The organism is Kitasatospora sp. NPDC101183 (assembly GCF_044767945.1).
Lineage (GTDB): Bacteria > Actinomycetota > Actinomycetes > Streptomycetales > Streptomycetaceae > Kitasatospora.
In genome coordinates, this window is sequence record NZ_JBIWOW010000009.1 from 164604 (window position 1) to 183309 (window position 18706).

The following is an 18706-nucleotide window of genomic DNA, read 5'->3' on the forward strand; positions in this document are numbered from 1 at the left end:
TCCGCATCGCGGCCCCCGGCGATCCGCCGGTGATCGACGGGCCCCGCAGGACGATCGCCGCCGGGCCCCCGTTCGCGGAAGAAGAGGTTCGACCAAACGCCCCTCGACCACGTACACTCGCTGCTCGACGGCCCGCCGAAAAAGACCGCAGCTTTCACCGTCTGTACAGACAACGTGGTCGGATGCGGTAGGTTGGTCGCCACGGCGCCGCGAGGTTCCGTAGGGCAATAGCTCAATTGGTAGAGCACCGGTCTCCAAAACCGGCGGTTGGGGGTTCGAGTCCCTCTTGCCCTGCTGTTCGATCCTCATCTCAGCCCGTTCGCTCCGCAGAGCGAGCGGGCTTGATGCGGAGAGGGCACCATCAGCACCGCTAAGCCGGCCGTACGTGCCCCTCACCGGGTGCGCAGGGGTTCCGGCAGGACCCGGATTCAGGTGAGGACGAGTGACGGAGACCACGGGCTCCACCGCAACGCCTGAGAGCGGCAACCCCGAGGGGGCCGACGGCGCTGCCGAGACCACGCCCGTCGACGGCGAGGAGAAGGCGCTCTCGCGCCGCGACCGCAAGCGGGCCAACCGCTCCGGCGAGAAGAAGGCCGGCAAGCGGGCCAAGAAGGGCCCGTTCGCGCGGATGGCCCTCTTCTACCGGCAGATCATCGCCGAGCTGCGCAAGGTCGTGTGGCCCAGCAAGGGCGAGCTCACCAGCTACACCGCCGTCGTGGTCACGTTCGTCGTGGTCGTGATGGCCTTCGTGGCCGGCCTCGACTACGGCTTCTCGAAGCTGAGCCTCTGGGTCTTCGGCTGACCCTTCCGCACCGCCTCCGAAACACCTCCCGACCCGGGCCGATCCTTCGGTCCGGGTCGAGCTGTCGGCGCCGGACGTACGCGCGGCTACCGTGGACTCGGTACTGTTGAAGTCTCCGAGACCACGTCCGACGCCCGCGCGAGCGCTCGCGCACCGGTCCGGCTTCGGAGCGCGCCACCTTCACCATCTCCAGGAAAGAAGCAGCCACCGTGTCTGAGTCCCCCCTGTACGACGCCGACGAGACCGTCCGCGAGGCGGATGTCGCCGCCGAGCTGGACGCGGCCGAGCTGGCTGAGGAAGCCGAGTCGGCCGAGCAGATCGTCGACGCCGTGGACGGCGACGAGGACGAGGTCGAGGCGTTCGACGAGGCGGAGGCGGGCGAGCCGGCCGAGGAGGCCGCGCTGCACGTGGAGACCGAGGAGGAGCCCGCCGGGGACGAGGAGACCGACGAGGTCGCCGAGGCCGCGGAGTCCGTCGAGGACGAGGTCGAAGAGGCCGAGGAGGCCGAGGAGGACGTCGACCCGGTCGCCAAGTTCCGCGAGGACCTGCGCTTCATGCCCGGCGAGTGGTACGTGATCCACACCTACGCCGGCTACGAGAACCGCGTGAAGCAGAACCTGGAGCAGCGCGCCGTCTCGCTGAACGTCGAGGAGTACATCTTCCAGGCCGAGGTGCCGCAGGAGGAGGTCGTCCAGATCAAGAACGGCGACCGCAAGACCATCCGCCAGAACAAGCTCCCCGGCTACGTCCTGGTGCGCATGGACCTCACCCCCGAGTCCTGGGGCGTCGTGCGCAACACCCCCGGCGTCACCGGCTTCGTGGGCAACGCCTACGACCCGTACCCGCTGACCCTGGACGAGGTCGTCAAGATGCTCGCCCCCGACGTCGAGCGCCAGGCCGCCAAGGAGGCCGGCAAGCCGTCGCCGGTCAAGCCGAGCGAGATCCAGGTCCTGGACTTCGAGGTCGGCGACTCGGTCACCGTCACCGACGGTCCGTTCGCGACCCTCCAGGCCACGATCAACGAGATCAACCCGGACTCGAAGAAGGTCAAGGGCCTCGTGGAGATCTTCGGCCGCGAGACCCCGGTCGAGCTGTCCTTCGACCAGATCCAGAAGAACTAGCCGTACGGTCTTCGGAGTTCGGGGCGGGGCCGGTGGCTCCGCCCCGAACCCGTTTTGGTCCAGGGGCGCATACGCGTTAGCCTGGTCCGATGTGTGTGCTGGCGGCCGGGTGTCGCCCCGGTTCCGCACGCACCAGCAATCACCTCTCGGAAGGACCCGGAGAGACATGCCTCCCAAGAAGAAGAAGGTCACGGGGCTTATCAAGCTCCAGATCAACGCCGGTGCGGCCAACCCGGCGCCGCCGGTCGGCCCCGCGCTGGGCCAGCACGGCGTCAACATCATGGAGTTCTGCAAGGCCTACAACGCTGCGACCGAGTCGCAGCGCGGCATGATCGTGCCGGTGGAGATCACGGTCTACGAGGACCGTTCCTTCACCTTCATCACGAAGACGCCGCCGGCCGCGCGCCTCATCCTGAAGGCCGCCGGTATCGAGAAGGGCTCCAGCGAGCCGCACAAGACCAAGGTCGCGAAGCTCACCAGCGCCCAGGTCCGCGACATCGCCACCGCGAAGATGCCCGACCTGAACGCCAACGACCTGGACGCGGCGGAGAAGATCATCGCCGGCACCGCCCGGTCGATGGGCATCACCGTCGAGGGCTGATTCCCCCTCTCGTTCCTGTGGTAGGGCCTGCGCAGGCCCGTGACACCACAACTCCATTCACCATTCAGGAGCAGCTATGAAGCGCAGCAAGGCCCTGAAGGCCGCGGACGCCCAGGTCGACCGCGAGCGCCTTTACGCCCCCCTCGAGGCCGTCCGCCTCGCCAAGGCGACCAGCACCACCAAGTTCGACGGCACCGTCGAGGTCGCCATGCGTCTGGGCGTCGACCCGCGCAAGGCCGACCAGATGGTCCGCAGCACCGTGATCCTCCCGCACGGCACCGGTAAGACCGCTCGGGTCCTGGTCTTCGCGACCGGCGAGCGTGCCGAGGCCGCGCGTGCTGCTGGCGCCGACATCGTCGGCTCCGACGAGCTCATCGACGAGGTCGCCAAGGGCCGTCTGGACTTCGACGCCGTCGTCGCCACCCCGGACCTCATGGGCAAGGTCGGCCGCCTCGGCCGCGTGCTCGGTCCCCGTGGTCTGATGCCGAACCCGAAGACCGGCACCGTGACCCCGGACGTCGCCAAGGCCGTCAACGAGATCAAGGGCGGCAAGATCGAGTTCCGCGTCGACAAGCACTCGAACCTGCACTTCATCATCGGTAAGGCCTCCTTCACCGACGAGCAGCTGGTCGAGAACTACGCCGCCGCGCTGGACGAGGTGCTCCGCGCCAAGCCGTCCGCCGCCAAGGGCCGCTACATCAAGAAGACCGCCGTTTCGACCACCATGGGCCCCGGCATCCAGGTGGACCCGAACCGCACCCGCAACCTCCTCACCGAGGAGGACCCGGCCGCGGTCTGAGCCCCAGCGCTCTAGAGCAGTCCGCACGGCGGGCCCGTACCCCCTTCACGGGGGTGCGGGCCCGCCGTCGTTCCCGGGCCGTGCGGGCCTCCCCGGGCCTCCCCGGACATCCCGGGAACGGTGCGGACCTGCGGGGATGGGAACGGGTGCCCGAGTCGTCGTACGCTCTGCCGGTCAGATCATGTGGAGAACCCGTGACCGCCGGAGTGAACCGTGCCGCCCGCCCCTCGCCCCGCCGTCCTCAAGGCGGCAGCGGCCCTGCTGCTGCTCGGCGCCGTCACCGGCTGCAGCCTCCTGGCCGCCCCGGGCACCGCGACCCCCGGCGGGCCCGCGCCGCTGCCGCCCCGGCAGGTGGTGCTGACCGCCGCCCAGGCGCTGGACGACTCCGGCGGCGCCCGGATCTCGGTGCTCCAGGAGGGCCCGTCCGGCCGGCGCACGGCGGGCGGCACACTCACCTGGGGTGCCCGGGACGAGGGCGCGCTGACCGTCACCGATGAGCTGGGCACCGGGCAGTTGACCGTCCGGGACGGCACGCTCGACCTCGCGTACCAGGGCGGCGCGGCCAAGCACGGGGACCGGGCCGACGCCGAGTCCCTCGACCCGGCCGCGGGCGCCGCCCCGGGCCCCTGGGCCGGCGGCTGGATGACCACCCTGGTCACCAACCCCGGCAGCCGCGCGTACGCCGTCGGGCAGACCGCCAAGCTCTCCTCGCTGGGCGGCGAGCAACTGGGCGGCGAGACCGTCGCGCACTACCGGGGCACGGCCAAGGTGGACGAACTCTTCGGAGCGGGCGGCGAGTTGACCCCGGAGCAACTGGCGGCCACGGTCGGCTGGTACCGGGGGCGCGGGGTCGCCGCGATCGGGTACGACCTCTGGGTCGGGCCGGGGGACCGGCTGTTGAGGATGCGCGAGACGGTCACCGGCACCGCCGGGACGACGGTCACCACCACGGACATCGCGACCGTCGAGGAGAGCGGCGCCCCGGCCGTCGGCTGACGCGGGCAACCGTTCCGGTGTGATCGGGCGTCGGTGATCGGTAGAGTCCGCACGGGAATCGGCCCGGTGCGGGCCGTCGAGGTCTCTGGGGGAACTCCATGCGCGCTCTGCGCCTCGCTTCGGCCGTCGCGGCCACCGCCGTCCTGATCGGTGGGGCCACCGCCTGCTCCAGCAGCAGCAAGGGCGGTGACCAGAAGGCCGGTTCGACCGGTGACGCGGCCGCTCCGGCGGCCAAGCCCGACGCGGACCCGAAGGCCGCCCTGGTGGCGAGCACGCTGGTGATGCAGAAGTTCGGCAACGGCAAGGTCCAGATCAAGGCGGTCAGCGACAACGCCCCGGCGACCGGGGACGACCACTGGGACAACCCGGCCAAGACGGCGGTCGACGTCACCAGCAACGAGGGCGGCAAGCCCTTCCACGTCCGCATCGTCGGCACCGAGGCGTACCTGGGCGCCGATGCGTTCGGCGACAAGGCCCCGGCGGGCAAGAGCTGGGTCAAGCTGTCCGCCTCGAACCCGCTCGGCGCCGGCCTCCAGACCGCGGCCCTGATGGTCAACCCGGTCGTCCAGCTGACCGTCGCCGCCCAGAGCGGAAAGCTGACCGTCGTCGGCCAGGAGGACGTGGACGGCGGCAAGGCCACCCACATCCGCGCGGTCGAGGACACCGCCGTGCTGCTCGCGGGCATGAAGGGCCTCTCGCCGGAGCAGCACGCGGCCATCCAGAAGGAGTTGGAGAACGAGGGCAAGACCCTCACCGTCGACTTCTGGATCAACGACAAGCACGAGCTGGTCAAGCTCCAGGAGCACGGCGACGCCAAGGCGGCCGAGGAGACCACGGTCACGTACTCCGGCCTGGGCAAGGCCGCGCCGATCCAGGCCCCGGCCGCCAAGGACGTCGGCGAGGCCGACCTGAGCAAGCTGCTGGGCTGACCGGCGGGGGCCGGTACGGACCGGCCCGGCGCGCAGTGGCAAGGTGGCCCCGTGAGGGAGGAACGGACGATGGCGGCACGGCAGCGGTTGGCGGCCCTGTCCGTCGTCGTGCTGCTCGCGGGCGGGGCGCTGACCGGCTGCGACGGGGGAGGGGGCACCGGCTCCGGGTCGAGCACCAGCCCGAGCCCCACCACCGCCCCGGCGACCAGCGCCACCCCGACCGGCCCGGCCAAGCCGACCGACCGCTCGCCGCACGGCGTCCTGCTCTCCGCGGAGCTGGCCATGCAGACCGCCCGCCGGGCCAAGGTCAGCTACCGGCTGGGCTCCGACGCCGGCTCCGGGCCGCTGTTCTGGGCCCCCAAGACGGCGCTGCAGATCAAGCGCTCCACGGCGGGCGGCTCCGAGGAGCTGATCGTCGTGGACACCGTCGCCTACCGGGGCGGCGACGCGGCCACCGCGGCCCGCCAGGGCGGGAAGCACTGGGAGCGCTTCACCGTCCCGCCCGCCCCGGACGGCCACAAGGAGGTCCCGTACGCCGGGCTGTTCGACCTGCTCAACCCGGTCGAGGCCCTGGCCGCCGCCACCGCGGACGGCGTCGAGGCGACCCTCCTCGGCGAGGAGAAGCTGGACGACTCGACCGTCGAGCACTACCGGGTCACCACCACCGCCGAGAAGTACGCGGCCGCCCAGACCCAGCTGCCCCAGTCCCGCCGGGACGGCCTGCGGGCGGCGCTCGCCCCCGGCGGCTCCCACTCGCTCACCCTGGACCTCTGGCTCAACGACAAGGACCAGCTGGTCAAGCTCCAGCGCACCGGCAGCGGGGACTCCGGCCGGGCGGACGACTCGGTGCTCTACTCGGACCACGCCGGCGCCCTGCTCTCGGCCCAGGCCCCGCCCGAGACGGACACCGTCGACACCGGTGTGCGAACGGTCCCGCCCACGGCCCGCTGAGCCGCCCCGCACTGCTCCGTCCGAGGGCGATTTGCGTCGTCCGGGCGAGTCCGTCTACTCTGGCGGAAGCCAAAGACCGCTGGTTGTCACCACGCGCCCGACAGGGAGCCGGTGGCCGAAGGATCTGTGATTCGTCGCAGGCAGCCCGCGCAGGTGTGTCTGGAGCTTTCGACTTCCGGGTGCCGCGTCCGCGTGGAGCCCGTCGAGGTCACTGCGAGCCCCGTGCGCCCTGCGCACCGGGGCTCATTGCTTTTCCGCAGGAGCTTTCCTTCCCTCCGCCGGTCCGAGGCACGAATGGTCGACTTTCACGGTCGGCCGGACTTCGACATCACGGAAGGAGGCGTAAGCCTATGGCCAGGCCCGACAAGGCTGCCGCCGTCGCCGAGATCACGGACAAGTTCCGTGGCTCCTCCGCGGCGCTGCTGACCGAGTACCGCGGTCTCTCGGTGAAGCAGGTCAAGACCCTGCGTCGCTCGCTCGGCGACAACGCCGAGTACGCCGTGGTGAAGAACACGCTGACCAAGATCGCTGCCAATGAGGCCGGGATCTCCGAGCTCGACGACCTGTTCAACGGTCCGACGGCTGTCGCCTTCGTCACCGGTGACCCGGTGGAGTCGGCGAAGGCTCTGCGTGACTTCGCCAAGGACAACCCCGCTCTCATCATCAAGGGCGGTGTCCTTGACGGTAAGGCGCTGTCCGCCGATGAGATCAAGAAGCTCGCGGACCTCGAGTCCCGCGAGGTGCTGCTCGCCAAGCTGGCGGGTGCCCTGAAGGCCAAGCAGTCCCAGGCTGCCGCGCTCTTCCAGGCCCTGCCGTCGAAGCTCGTCCGCACTGTGGACGCGCTGCGCGACAAGGTCGAGCAGGGCGGTGCCGGTACGCCGGCTCCCGCCGCCGAGGACGCCGCCGCCGAGTAGTAACACCATGCCCCTCCGGGGGCGTGGCGGCAGGCTAACGCCTCGCTGCGGGCCCGTGCCCGCCCAACCCGTACATACGGCACCACCTGCCGATTTAGTGGAAGGACGCCATCATGGCGAAGCTGTCCCAGGACGAGCTGCTCGCGCAGTTCGAGGAGCTCACCCTCATCGAGCTGGCCGCGTTCGTGAAGGCCTTCGAGGAGAAGTTCGACGTCACCGCCGCCGCCCCGGTCGCCGTTGCCGCCGCCGTCGCCGGCCCGGGTGCCGAGCCCGAGGCCGAGCAGGACGAGTTCGACGTCATCCTCGACGGCCCGGGCGACAAGAAGATCCAGGTCATCAAGGAGGTGCGCACCCTGACCTCCCTCGGCCTGAAGGAGGCCAAGGACCTCGTTGACACCGCTGGTGCCAAGGTCCTGGAGAAGGTTGCCAAGGACGTTGCCGAGAAGGCCAAGGCCGCCCTCGAGGGTGCCGGCGCCAAGGTCACCGTCAAGTGACTTCTCGCTCTCTCTGAGAGAGCCTGAGGCCGGGCCGATCACCCTTGCGGGTGGTCGGCCCGGCCTTTTCGCGTCCACACCCCGGATCGCCCGTTCGGATCAGCGGGTCCACCGGTGTGGCCCATGGCTCACTCGGCACTGTCGGTGGCGAGGAGTAAGGTGATCACCGTCGTCGATCGCGGCCCCCACCACGGCTTCTGTAACGCCGAGGGGCCCCGGAGCGATGGTGGAGGCAGTGCCCGCGCCGTCGGCGGGCCCTTGACGAACCTGACGCGGCGCGCGATTCTCAAGGCGCGAGTCCACCGGGTTGGTCCGCCGCTGGATGCATAACCAGTGGCTCCGGCGGGAAATGACTCGTCGTGAGTTAGAGCAGTACCCGGTGGGCCCCCGCGCCCGCCGGCTACCGGGAGGAGTCTCCGATTCGGTTTCCGAATCAGAGCTGGACAGCAGTGCAGCCTTTGGCTACACTGTCCCTTTGCGCTGCCTGTTAGCTGCTCCGTGACTCGTCGCCCGGAGTTTGCGTTGCCCTGATGGGGTCTGGCACCGCCTCCGCAAAGCGGCTCTGACCTGGGGTTTCGACCCCGGCGGAGGCCGACGGCGAGGGAGGCGGCACCAAGCCCGACCAGGCCCGGCCGGTACGCGCGTAGTGAGCTCCGAGCCCTCGGAAGGACCCCCCTCTTGGCCGCGCCGCGCAACGCCTCGAACAATTCCGCCGCATCCACCGCCCCGCTCCGCGTCTCGTTCGCGAAGATCAAGGAGCCCCTTGAGGTCCCGAACCTCCTGGCCCTGCAGACCGAGAGCTTTGACTGGCTGCTCGGCAACGCGGCCTGGAAGTCCCGGGTCGAGGCGGCCCTGGAGAGTGGTCAGGACGTCCCCACGAAGTCCGGTCTGGAGGAGATCTTCGAGGAGATCTCCCCGATCGAGGACTTCAGCGGGTCGATGTCGCTGACCTTCCGCGACCACCGTTTCGAGCCGCCGAAGAACTCCATTGACGAGTGCAAGGACCGCGACTTCACGTACGCGGCCCCGCTCTTCGTCACGGCCGAGTTCACCAACAACGAGACCGGTGAGATCAAGTCTCAGACGGTCTTCATGGGCGACTTCCCGCTCATGACCCACAAGGGCACGTTCGTGATCAACGGCACCGAGCGTGTCGTCGTCTCGCAGCTGGTCCGCTCCCCGGGTGTGTACTTCGACTCCACCCTGGACAAGGTGTCCGACAAGGACATCTACTCCTGCAAGGTCATCCCCTCGCGTGGTGCCTGGCTGGAGATGGAGATCGACAAGCGCGACATGGTCGGCGTCCGCATCGACCGCAAGCGCAAGCAGTCCGTCACCGTGCTGCTGAAGGCCCTCGGCTGGACCAACGAGATGATTCTCGAGGAGTTCGGCGAGTACGAGTCCATGCGCAACACCCTGGAGAAGGACCACACCCAGGGCCAGGACGACGCGCTGCTCGACATCTACCGCAAGCTGCGCCCGGGCGAGCCGCCCACGCGTGAGGCCGCGCAGACGCTGTTGGAGAACCTCTACTTCAACCCGAAGCGCTACGACCTCGCGAAGGTCGGCCGGTACAAGCTCAACCGCAAGCTGGGCAACGCCGAGGCGCTGGACTCCGGCGTGCTCACCGAGCCCGACATCATCGGTGCGATCAAGTACCTGGTGAAGCTGCACGCGGGCGAGACCGAGTGGCGTGACGAGACCGGCCGCGACATCGTGGTCGAGGTCGACGACATCGACCACTTCGGCAACCGCCGCCTGCGCAACGTCGGCGAGCTCATCCAGAACCAGGTCCGTACGGGTCTCGCCCGTATGGAGCGCGTCGTGCGCGAGCGCATGACCACCCAGGACGTCGAGGCGATCACGCCGCAGACCCTGATCAACATCCGGCCGGTCGTCGCCTCCATCAAGGAGTTCTTCGGCACCAGCCAGCTGTCGCAGTTCATGGACCAGACGAACCCGCTGTCGGGCCTGACCCACAAGCGCCGTCTGTCCGCCCTCGGCCCCGGCGGTCTCTCCCGTGAGCGCGCCGGCTTCGAGGTCCGTGACGTGCACCCCTCGCACTACGGCCGCATGTGTCCGATCGAGACCCCCGAAGGCCCGAACATCGGTCTGATCGGGTCGCTGGCCTCGTACGGCCGGGTCAACGCGTTCGGCTTCATCGAGACCCCGTACCGCAAGGTCATCGAGGGTGTCGTCACCGAGCAGGTCGACTACCTGACGGCCGACGAGGAGGACCGCTACGTCATCGCGCAGGCCAACGCCCCGCTGACGGCGGAGCTGACCTTCGCGGAGCCGCGTGTCCTGGTCCGCCGCCGTGGCGGCGAGATCGACTACATCCCGGGCACCGAGATCGACTACATGGACGTCTCGCCGCGCCAGATGGTGTCCGTCGCGACCGCCATGATCCCGTTCCTCGAGCACGACGACGCCAACCGCGCGCTCATGGGCTCGAACATGATGCGCCAGGCGGTGCCGCTGCTGAAGAGCGAGGCCCCGCTGGTCGGCACCGGCATGGAGTACCGCTGCGCCGTCGACGCCGCCGACGTGATCACCGCCGAGAAGTCGGGCGTGGTCCAGGAGGTCTCGGCCGACTACGTCACCGTGGCGAACGACGACGGCACGTACACCACGTACCGCGCCGCCAAGTTCACCCGCTCCAACCAGGGCACCGCCTTCAACCAGAAGGTGCTCGTGGACGAGGGCGCCCGGGTCGAGGTCAACCAGGTGCTGGCCGACGGCCCCTGCACCGACGAGGGCGAGATGGCCCTCGGCAAGAACCTGCTCGTGGCGTTCATGTCGTGGGAGGGTCACAACTACGAGGACGCGATCATCCTGTCGCAGCGCCTCGTGCAGGACGACGTCCTCTCCTCGATCCACATCGAGGAGCACGAGGTCGACGCCCGTGACACCAAGCTCGGCCCCGAGGAGATCACCCGGGACATCCCGAACGTCTCCGAGGAGGTCCTCGCGGACCTCGACGAGCGCGGCATCATCCGCATCGGCGCCGACGTCGTCACCGGCGACATCCTCGTCGGCAAGGTCACCCCGAAGGGTGAGACCGAGCTGACCCCCGAGGAGCGCCTGCTCCGCGCGATCTTCGGCGAGAAGGCCCGTGAGGTCCGCGACACCTCGCTGAAGGTGCCGCACGGTGAGTCCGGCAAGGTCATCGGCGTGCGCGTCTTCGACCGCGAGGAGGGGGACGAGCTTCCCCCGGGCGTGAACCAGCTGGTCCGCGTCTACGTCGCCCAGAAGCGCAAGATCACCAACGGTGACAAGCTCGCCGGCCGTCACGGCAACAAGGGCGTCATCTCGAAGATCCTGCCGGTCGAGGACATGCCGTTCCTGGAGGACGGCACCCCGGTCGACATCATCCTCAACCCGCTGGGTGTCCCGTCCCGAATGAACCCGGGACAGGTCCTGGAGATCCACCTCGGGTGGCTCGCCAAGCAGGGCTGGGACGTCTCCGGCCTCGCCGACGAGTGGGCCCAGCGCCTCCAGGCGATCGGCGCCGACCAGGTCGAGGGCGGCACCAACCTCGCCACCCCGGTCTTCGACGGCGCCCGCGAGGACGAGATCACCGGTCTGCTGGACAACACCACCCTCACCCGTGACGGTGAGCGCCTGGTGAACTCCACCGGCAAGGCCCGGCTGTTCGACGGCCGCTCCGGCGAGCCGTTCCCGATGCCGGTCTCGGTCGGCTACATGTACATCCTCAAGCTGCACCACCTGGTCGACGACAAGCTGCACGCCCGCTCGACCGGCCCGTACTCGATGATCACCCAGCAGCCGCTCGGTGGTAAGGCGCAGTTCGGTGGTCAGCGCTTCGGTGAGATGGAGGTGTGGGCCCTCGAGGCGTACGGCGCCGCGTACGCGCTGCAGGAGCTCCTCACCATCAAGTCCGACGACGTCCTCGGCCGCGTGAAGGTCTACGAGGCCATCGTCAAGGGCGAGAACATCCCCGAGCCCGGCATTCCCGAGTCCTTCAAGGTCCTCATCAAGGAAATGCAGTCGCTCTGCCTCAACGTGGAGGTGCTGTCCTCGGACGGCTCCAACATCGAGCTGCGGGACTCCGACGAGGACGTGTTCCGCGCCGCCGAAGAGCTCGGCATCGACCTGTCCCGGCGCGAGCCGAGCAGCGTCGAAGAGGTCTGACGGAGGCCGGGCCGGCCGCCCCGTGCGGCCGGCCCGACCCCCAGGCCCCCCTCAGACCACAGACAATCCTCTCGAATCACGAAAGAGGGCTTGACGACCAGTGCTTGACGTCAACTTCTTCGACGAGCTCCGCATCGGCCTGGCCACCGCCGACGACATCCGCCAGTGGTCCCACGGCGAGGTCAAGAAGCCGGAGACCATCAACTACCGCACCCTGAAGCCGGAAAAGGACGGGCTCTTCTGCGAGAAGATCTTCGGCCCCACCCGGGACTGGGAGTGCTACTGCGGCAAGTACAAGCGCGTCCGCTTCAAGGGCATCATCTGTGAGCGCTGCGGTGTCGAGGTGACCCGCGCCAAGGTGCGTCGTGAGCGGATGGGCCACATCGAGCTGGCCGCCCCCGTCACCCACATCTGGTACTTCAAGGGCGTGCCGTCCCGCCTGGGCTACCTGCTGGACCTGGCGCCGAAGGACCTCGAGAAGGTCATCTACTTCGCCGCCTACATGATCACCTGGGTCGACGACGAGCGCCGTCAGCGCGACCTGCCGTCGCTGGAGGCGCACGTCTCCGTCGAGCGCCAGCAGATCGAGAACCGCCGCGACTCCGACCTCGAGGCGCGCGCGAAGAAGGCCGAGACCGACCTCGCCGAGCTGGAGGCCGAGGGCGCCAAGGCCGACGTGCGCCGCAAGGTGCGCGAGGGTGCCGAGCGCGAGATGAAGCAGCTGCGCGACCGCGCGCAGCGCGAGCTGGACCGCCTCGACGAGGTGTGGGCCCGCTTCAAGAACCTCAAGGTCCAGGACCTCGAGGGCGACGAGCTGCTCTACCGCGAGCTGCGCGACCGCTTCGGCACCTACTTCTCCGGCTCGATGGGCGCCGCGGCGCTCAAGGACCGCCTGGAGAGCTTCGACCTCGCCGCCGAGGCCGAGCGCCTGCGCGAGATCATCCGCACCGGCAAGGGCCAGAAGAAGACCCGCGCGCTCAAGCGCCTCAAGGTCGTCTCCGCGTTCCTGCAGACCAGCAACAAGCCCAACGGCATGGTGCTCGACTGCGTCCCGGTCATCCCGCCGGACCTGCGTCCGATGGTGCAGCTGGACGGTGGCCGCTTCGCGACCTCCGACCTGAACGACCTGTACCGCCGCGTCATCAACCGCAACAACCGCCTGAAGCGCCTCCTCGACCTCGGTGCCCCCGAGATCATCGTGAACAACGAGAAGCGCATGCTCCAGGAGGCCGTCGACGCGCTGTTCGACAACGGCCGCCGCGGCCGTCCGGTCACCGGCCCGGGCAACCGCCCGCTGAAGTCCCTGAGCGACATGCTCAAGGGCAAGCAGGGTCGTTTCCGTCAGAACCTGCTCGGCAAGCGAGTCGACTACTCGGCCCGTTCGGTCATCGTCGTCGGCCCGCAGCTCAAGCTGCACCAGTGCGGTCTGCCGAAGGCCATGGCGCTGGAGCTCTTCAAGCCGTTCGTGATGAAGCGCCTGGTCGACCTGAACCACGCGCAGAACATCAAGTCGGCCAAGCGCATGGTCGAGCGCGCCCGTCCGGTCGTGTGGGACGTCCTCGAAGAGGTCATCGCCGAGCACCCGGTCCTGCTGAACCGTGCGCCCACCCTGCACCGCCTCGGCATCCAGGCCTTCGAGCCCCAGCTGGTCGAGGGCAAGGCCATCCAGATCCACCCGCTCGTCTGCACCGCGTTCAACGCGGACTTCGACGGTGACCAGATGGCCGTCCACCTGCCGCTCTCCGCGGAGGCGCAGGCCGAGGCCCGCATCCTGATGCTGTCCTCGAACAACATCCTGAAGCCGGCCGACGGTCGCCCCGTCACCATGCCGACCCAGGACATGGTGCTCGGTCTGTTCTTCCTCACCTCGGACCGCGACAACGTGAAGGGCGCCGGCCGCTCCTTCTCGTCGACCGCCGAGGCGATCATGGCCTTCGACGCCCGCGAGCTGGACGTCCAGGCCCCGATCCACCTGCGCCTCGGCGCCGGTGTCGTCCCGCCGCGCGGCTGGACCGCCCCGGTGGACGAGGAGGGTCAGCAGACCTGGTTCGACGGCGAGCCCTTCCGCCTGACCACCACCCTGGGCCGCGCGCTCTTCAACGAGCTGCTGCCCGAGGACTACCCGTTCGTCGACTACGAGGTGGGCAAGAAGCAGCTCTCCGCGATCGTCAATGACCTGGCGGAGCGCTACCCCAAGGTCGTCGTCGCGGCGACCCTGGACAACCTGAAGGCGTCCGGTTTCCACTGGTCGACCCGCTCGGGCGTCACCGTCTCGATCTCCGACGTCGTCGTCCCGCCGAACAAGCCCCAGATCCTGGAGGGCTACGAGGCGAAGGCGGAGAAGGTCCAGCGTCAGTACGAGCGCGGCCTGATCACCAACGACGAGCGCAAGCAGGAGCTCATCGGCATCTGGACCCAGGCGACCAACGAGGTCGCCGAGGCCATGAACGAGAACTTCCCGAAGACGAACCCCATCTTCATGATGGTCGACTCGGGTGCTCGTGGAAACATGATGCAGATGCGCCAGATCGCCGGTATGCGTGGTCTGGTGTCCAACGCCAAGAACGAGACCATCCCGCGACCCATCAAGGCGTCGTTCCGTGAGGGTCTCACCGTGCTGGAGTACTTCATCTCCACCCACGGTGCCCGTAAGGGTCTGGCCGACACCGCCCTCCGTACCGCCGACTCCGGCTACCTCACCCGTCGTCTGGTCGACGTCTCCCAGGACGTCATCATTCGCGAGGAGGACTGCGGCACCGAGCGCGGCCTGAAGCTGTCGATCGGCTCCGTGGGCGCCGACGGCGTGCTGCGCAAGGCCGACGACGTCGAGACCAGCGTCTACGCCCGCATGCTCGCCGAGGACATCACCGTCGACGGCAAGCTGCTGGCCACCGCCAACACGGACCTCGGCGACGTCCTGATCGACGAGCTGATCCGTCACGGCATCGGCGAGGTCAAGACCCGCTCGATCCTCACCTGTGAGTCGGCGGTCGGCACCTGTGCCATGTGCTACGGCCGTTCTCTGGCCACCGGCAAGCTGGTCGACATCGGTGAGGCGGTCGGCATCATCGCCGCCCAGTCCATCGGTGAGCCCGGCACCCAGCTGACGATGCGTACCTTCCACACCGGTGGTGTGGCCGGTGACGACATCACCCAGGGTCTGCCGCGTGTCGTCGAGCTCTTCGAGGCCCGTACCCCGAAGGGTGTGGCCCCGATCTCCGAGGCCACCGGCCGGGCGCGGATCGAGGACACCGAGAAGACCCGCAAGATCGTCATCACGCCGGACGACGGCACCGACGAGATCGCCTACCCGGTCTCGAAGCGTGTGAAGCTGCTCGTCAGCGAGGGCGAGGCGGTCGAGGTCGGCCAGAAGCTGACCATGGGTGCCACCAACCCGCACGACGTCCTGCGCATCATGGGCCAGCGCGCCGTCCAGATCCACCTGGTCGCCGAGGTCCAGAAGGTCTACAACTCGCAGGGTGTGTCGATCCACGACAAGCACATCGAGATCATCATCCGGCAGATGCTCCGCCGCGTGACGATCATCGAGTCGGGCGACGCCGAGCTGCTCCCGGGCGAGCTCGTCGAGCGCGGCCGCTTCGAGACCGAGAACCGTCGCGTGGTCGCCGAGGGCGGTCACCCCGCCTCCGGCCGTCCGCAGCTGATGGGTATCACCAAGGCCTCGCTGGCCACCGAGTCCTGGCTGTCGGCCGCCTCCTTCCAGGAGACGACCCGGGTCCTCACCGACGCGGCGATCCACGCCAAGTCGGACCCGCTGCTGGGCCTCAAGGAGAACGTCATCCTCGGTAAGCTCATCCCGGCCGGTACGGGTCTGCCCCGCTACCGCAACATCCGGGTCGAGCCGACCGAGGAGGCCAAGGCCGCGATGTACTCGGCCGTCGGCTACGACGACTACGACCTGTCGCCCTTCGGCGCCGGCTCCGGCCAGGCTGTTCCGCTGGACGACTACGACTACGGCCCGTACACCGGCTGAGTCGAGCGTCACTGATCGCAGGGCGGTCACCCCGAACGGGGTGGCCGCCCTGCGGCGTTTCCCGCGTCGGAGGGCGGCCGGGCTCCGACGTGCGGGCTCCGTCGTGCGGGGGAGGGGGAGGGACCGGTCGGAGGAGGGATGTGGGGGAGGGGGCGGGGGAGGGACGCTTCTCGGTGTCGGGACGACGGGGCCGAGGGAGGCCGGGATGAAGCGGGTGCTGGGGGCGGTGGCGATCACCGCCGGGGTGGTGCTGGGGATGCAGGGGTGCCTGCCCTTCGGAGGGGACGAGTCGGAGCGCACGGTCGACTACGGGGTCTCCGAGCAGGTGAAGGAGCTGGTCGTCGAGACGGAGAACGGCGGGGCGGCGATCACCGGGGGCGGGGACGCCGTGCAGGTGAGCGAGAAGCGGAAGTGGCGGGGGAGCGAGCCGAAGACCGTCCACGAGGTGAAGGACGGCGTGCTCACCCTGCGGTACTCCTGCGACTCCTGCGGGATCGGGTACACGGTGAAGGTGCCCTCCTCCGTCACGGTGCGGGTGAGGACCGAGAACGGTGGGGTGCGGCTGGTCGGACTGTCCGGCGAGGTGGACGCCACAACGGAGAACGGCGGCATCGAGGCGCGCGGGATGACCGGCTCCAAGGCCCGGATGCACGCCGACAACGGCGGGGTGAAGGCCGACTTCGCGGCGGCGCCGGCCGAGGTGGAGGCGACCGTCGGCAACGGCGGGGTGGCGGTCGGGGTACCGCGCGGGGAGGCGTACGCGGTGGACGCCCGCGCCGGGTCCGGGGGGACGGACGTGGGCATCCCCTCGACGCCGGGGGCGGCGCACCGGATCACGGCGCGGGCGGACACCGGCGGCGTGAGCGTCCGCGGTGTCTGACCGAGCGGTGCCGGAGGTACTGCCGGTAGGGCATGATCTTCTCCGCGGGGGCGCCTTCCCCGCGTACGGGGGAGGTACGAGGGTGGAGCGCGCGGCGCGGTGGCGGGCGTGGACGGCCGGGCTGAGCCCGTTCGTGCTGGACGTCTTCCTGGCGGTCTGCTCGGTGGCGGTGTCGGTCTGGGCGGTCTGGAACGACGACACGAGCTGGCCGTGGTGGGTGTACCTGCTGGCCGCGTCGACCTCGCTGTTCCTGCCGTGGCGGCGCCGGGCCCCGCTCTCCCTCCTGATCGTGGGCGCGCTGCCCTCCGTGGCGCTCTCGGCGGTCGCGCACTCGGCGTCCCCGCAGGTGCCGCTGTACGCGGTGATCGGGATGTACACCATCGCGGAGCGCTTCCCCGACCGGCAGCGCTGGACGGTCCTGGCGGTGGTGGTGGCCGCCAACGTGGTCGGCACCAACACGCCGAACGGCGCGCTGTTCAGCATCCTCACCTCCGGCGGCTCCTTCGTCTTCGGCGCGCTGGTGCGCACCCAGCGGGACCTGGCGCGGGCGCAGGCGGAGCGGGCGCGGGAGGCCGGGGAGCGGTCGGCGAGCGAGGCGGCGCGGGCGGTGGCGGAGGAGCGGTCCAGGATCGCCCGGGAGATGCACGACATCCTGGCGCACGCCGTCTCGCTGATGGTGATCCAGGCCGAGGCCGGCCCGGTGGTGGTGCGCAGCGATCCGGACCGGGCCGTCCGGGCCTTCGACACGATCGCCGACGCGGGCCGCGATGCCATGGTCCAACTGCGGCGCGTGCTCGGGGTGTTGAAGGAGGAGGGCGCCGGTCAGGTGCTGGCCCCGCAGCCCCGGCTGGCCGAACTCGCCGAGGTGGCCGAGCGGGTGCGCGGCGCCGGGCTGCGGGTGGACCTCGAACTCGTGGAGGCGCCGCCCGGGTTGACGGCGGACGTGGAGGCGGCGGCGTACCGGATCGTGCAGGAGGCGCTGACCAACACCGTCAAGCACTCCGGGGCGGACCGGGTCGCGATCCGGGTGCGCCGCGCGGAGGAGGAGCTGGAGGTCGTGGTCTCCGACAACGGGCGCGGCGTGCCGATGGCCGTCGACCGTACGGTGGCCGGCTGGTCCGGCGGCCGGGGGCTGGTCGGCATCCGGGAGCGGGCGGCGGCCTGCGGCGGGAGGGCCGAGGCCGGTCCGGGGCCGAAGGGCAGGGGTTTCGTGGTCAGCGTCCGGCTGCCGCTGGGGGCGGGCGCGGTGAGGGAGAGGGTGGGCGGATGACGCCGATTCGAGTGGTCGTCGCGGACGACCAGGAGCTGGTGCGGGCCGGGTTCGGGATGATCCTGGACGCCCAGCCGGACATCGAGGTCGTCGCGGAGGCCAGCGACGGCGCGGAGGCGGTCGAGGCGGTGCGCGAGCACGAGCCGGACGTGCTGCTGCTGGACGTCCGGATGCCGGTGATGGACGGGCTGGAGGCGGCCCGGCGGGTGTGCGCGGAGTTCCCGGCGACCAAGGTGATCATGCTGACCACCTTCGACATCGACGACTACGTCTTCGACGCGCTGTACGCGGGCGCGAGCGGCTTCCTGCTGAAGGACGTCCGGCGGGACGACCTGGCGCACGGCGTGCGGATGGTCGCCTCCGGGGAGGCGCTGCTGGCGCCGTCCGTCACCAGGCGGCTGATCGGCGAGTTCGCCGCCCGGCGGCCGGGCTCGCCGGACCGGGCGGTGCGCCCGCCGTCCAAGCTGCTGGAGCAGCTGACGCTGCGCGAGCACGAGACGCTGCGGCTTCTCGCGCGGGGGCTGTCGAACGCGGAGATCGCGGCGGAGCTGGTGGTCAGCGAGCACACCGTGAAGACGCACGTCAGCAATGTGCTGAGCAAGCTGGGGCTGCGGGACCGGGTGCACGCGGTGGTGTTCGCGTACGAGGCCGGGGCGGTCGTGGCGGGGGAGGGCTGAGCGGCTCCGTCGCGGGCTCTCCGTCGCGCGGGGGAGGGGCGGGGTTCGCCGGTGCGGGCGATCCGTGACGAGGGCCCCGGCGGCGAAGCTCTGGGGTGTCGGAACGGACACCACCGGAGGTCA

14 protein-coding genes and 1 tRNA gene are annotated in these 18706 nt (G+C 69.9%); all 15 read left to right on the top strand.

From position 1 onward, the window contains the following. Positions 1-221: 221 nt before the first annotated feature. Positions 222-294 (top strand) — tRNA-Trp (locus ACIRRS_RS15040). Positions 295-442: 148 nt separating this feature from the next. Beyond that, positions 443-802 (top strand): preprotein translocase subunit SecE, encoded by a 360-nt coding sequence (gene secE, locus ACIRRS_RS15045; RefSeq protein ID WP_402970138.1) that lies wholly within the window; start codon positions 443-445, stop codon positions 800-802. Between the two features lie 209 nt (positions 803-1011). After that, a complete protein-coding gene (gene nusG, locus ACIRRS_RS15050) occupies positions 1012-1923 on the top strand; it encodes a transcription termination/antitermination protein NusG (protein WP_402970141.1) in 912 nt (303 codons plus the stop codon). A 166-nt stretch (positions 1924-2089) separates the two neighbouring features. Next, positions 2090-2524: a 50S ribosomal protein L11 gene (gene rplK, locus ACIRRS_RS15055; RefSeq protein ID WP_350519874.1), complete on the top strand. Its 435-nt coding sequence runs from the start codon at positions 2090-2092 to the stop codon at positions 2522-2524. 76 nt (positions 2525-2600) lie between these two features. Continuing rightward, on the top strand, positions 2601-3323 hold the full coding sequence (gene rplA / locus ACIRRS_RS15060; protein WP_402970144.1) for a 50S ribosomal protein L1: 723 nt from the start codon (positions 2601-2603) through the stop codon (positions 3321-3323). A gap of 213 nt (positions 3324-3536) precedes the next feature. After that, positions 3537-4319: a hypothetical protein gene (locus tag ACIRRS_RS15065; protein ID WP_402970147.1), complete on the top strand. Its 783-nt coding sequence runs from the start codon at positions 3537-3539 to the stop codon at positions 4317-4319. Positions 4320-4417: 98 nt separating this feature from the next. Continuing rightward, positions 4418-5248, top strand: coding sequence for a hypothetical protein (locus ACIRRS_RS15070; protein ID WP_402970150.1), 831 nt, complete (start codon positions 4418-4420; stop codon positions 5246-5248). A 69-nt stretch (positions 5249-5317) separates the two neighbouring features. Further along, positions 5318-6199: a hypothetical protein gene (locus ACIRRS_RS15075; protein WP_402970153.1), complete on the top strand. Its 882-nt coding sequence runs from the start codon at positions 5318-5320 to the stop codon at positions 6197-6199. Between the two features lie 350 nt (positions 6200-6549). Next, positions 6550-7113: a 50S ribosomal protein L10 gene (gene rplJ, locus ACIRRS_RS15080; RefSeq protein WP_196951782.1), complete on the top strand. Its 564-nt coding sequence runs from the start codon at positions 6550-6552 to the stop codon at positions 7111-7113. A 113-nt stretch (positions 7114-7226) separates the two neighbouring features. After that, positions 7227-7607 carry a 50S ribosomal protein L7/L12 gene (rplL, locus tag ACIRRS_RS15085; RefSeq protein ID WP_402970156.1) on the top strand — a complete coding sequence of 127 codons (381 nt, stop codon included), beginning with the start codon at positions 7227-7229 and terminating at the stop codon, positions 7605-7607. Positions 7608-8285: 678 nt separating this feature from the next. Beyond that, positions 8286-11762: a DNA-directed RNA polymerase subunit beta gene (gene rpoB / locus ACIRRS_RS15090; RefSeq protein ID WP_402970158.1), complete on the top strand. Its 3477-nt coding sequence runs from the start codon at positions 8286-8288 to the stop codon at positions 11760-11762. Between the two features lie 100 nt (positions 11763-11862). Further along, positions 11863-15756, top strand: a complete 3894-nt coding sequence (locus ACIRRS_RS15095) for a DNA-directed RNA polymerase subunit beta' (protein ID WP_402970161.1) — start codon at positions 11863-11865, stop codon at positions 15754-15756. Positions 15757-15961: 205 nt separating this feature from the next. Then, positions 15962-16636 carry a hypothetical protein gene (locus tag ACIRRS_RS15100; protein ID WP_402970164.1) on the top strand — a complete coding sequence of 225 codons (675 nt, stop codon included), beginning with the start codon at positions 15962-15964 and terminating at the stop codon, positions 16634-16636. A gap of 82 nt (positions 16637-16718) precedes the next feature. Beyond that, on the top strand, positions 16719-17906 hold the full coding sequence (locus tag ACIRRS_RS15105; protein WP_402970167.1) for a sensor histidine kinase: 1188 nt from the start codon (positions 16719-16721) through the stop codon (positions 17904-17906). After that, positions 17903-18583 carry a response regulator gene (locus ACIRRS_RS15110; RefSeq protein ID WP_402970170.1) on the top strand — a complete coding sequence of 227 codons (681 nt, stop codon included), beginning with the start codon at positions 17903-17905 and terminating at the stop codon, positions 18581-18583. The genes ACIRRS_RS15105 and ACIRRS_RS15110 overlap by 4 nt, the downstream gene beginning before the upstream one ends. Positions 18584-18706 lie beyond the last annotated feature (123 nt).

Excerpts from the sequence above, each read along its gene's own strand:
- ACIRRS_RS15070 (WP_402970150.1), top strand. The coding sequence starts at position 4,418 with ATGCGCGCTCTGCGCCTCGCTTCGGCCGTCGCGGCCACCGCCGTCCTG.
- ACIRRS_RS15100 (WP_402970164.1), top strand. The coding sequence starts at position 15,962 with ATGAAGCGGGTGCTGGGGGCGGTGGCGATCACCGCCGGGGTGGTGCTG.
- rplK (WP_350519874.1), top strand. The coding sequence starts at position 2,090 with ATGCCTCCCAAGAAGAAGAAGGTCACGGGGCTTATCAAGCTCCAGATC.
- ACIRRS_RS15075 (WP_402970153.1), top strand. The coding sequence starts at position 5,318 with ATGGCGGCACGGCAGCGGTTGGCGGCCCTGTCCGTCGTCGTGCTGCTC.
- rplA (WP_402970144.1), top strand. The coding sequence starts at position 2,601 with ATGAAGCGCAGCAAGGCCCTGAAGGCCGCGGACGCCCAGGTCGACCGC.
- rplL (WP_402970156.1), top strand. The coding sequence starts at position 7,227 with ATGGCGAAGCTGTCCCAGGACGAGCTGCTCGCGCAGTTCGAGGAGCTC.
- rplJ (WP_196951782.1), top strand. The coding sequence starts at position 6,550 with ATGGCCAGGCCCGACAAGGCTGCCGCCGTCGCCGAGATCACGGACAAG.
- ACIRRS_RS15110 (WP_402970170.1), top strand. The coding sequence starts at position 17,903 with ATGACGCCGATTCGAGTGGTCGTCGCGGACGACCAGGAGCTGGTGCGG.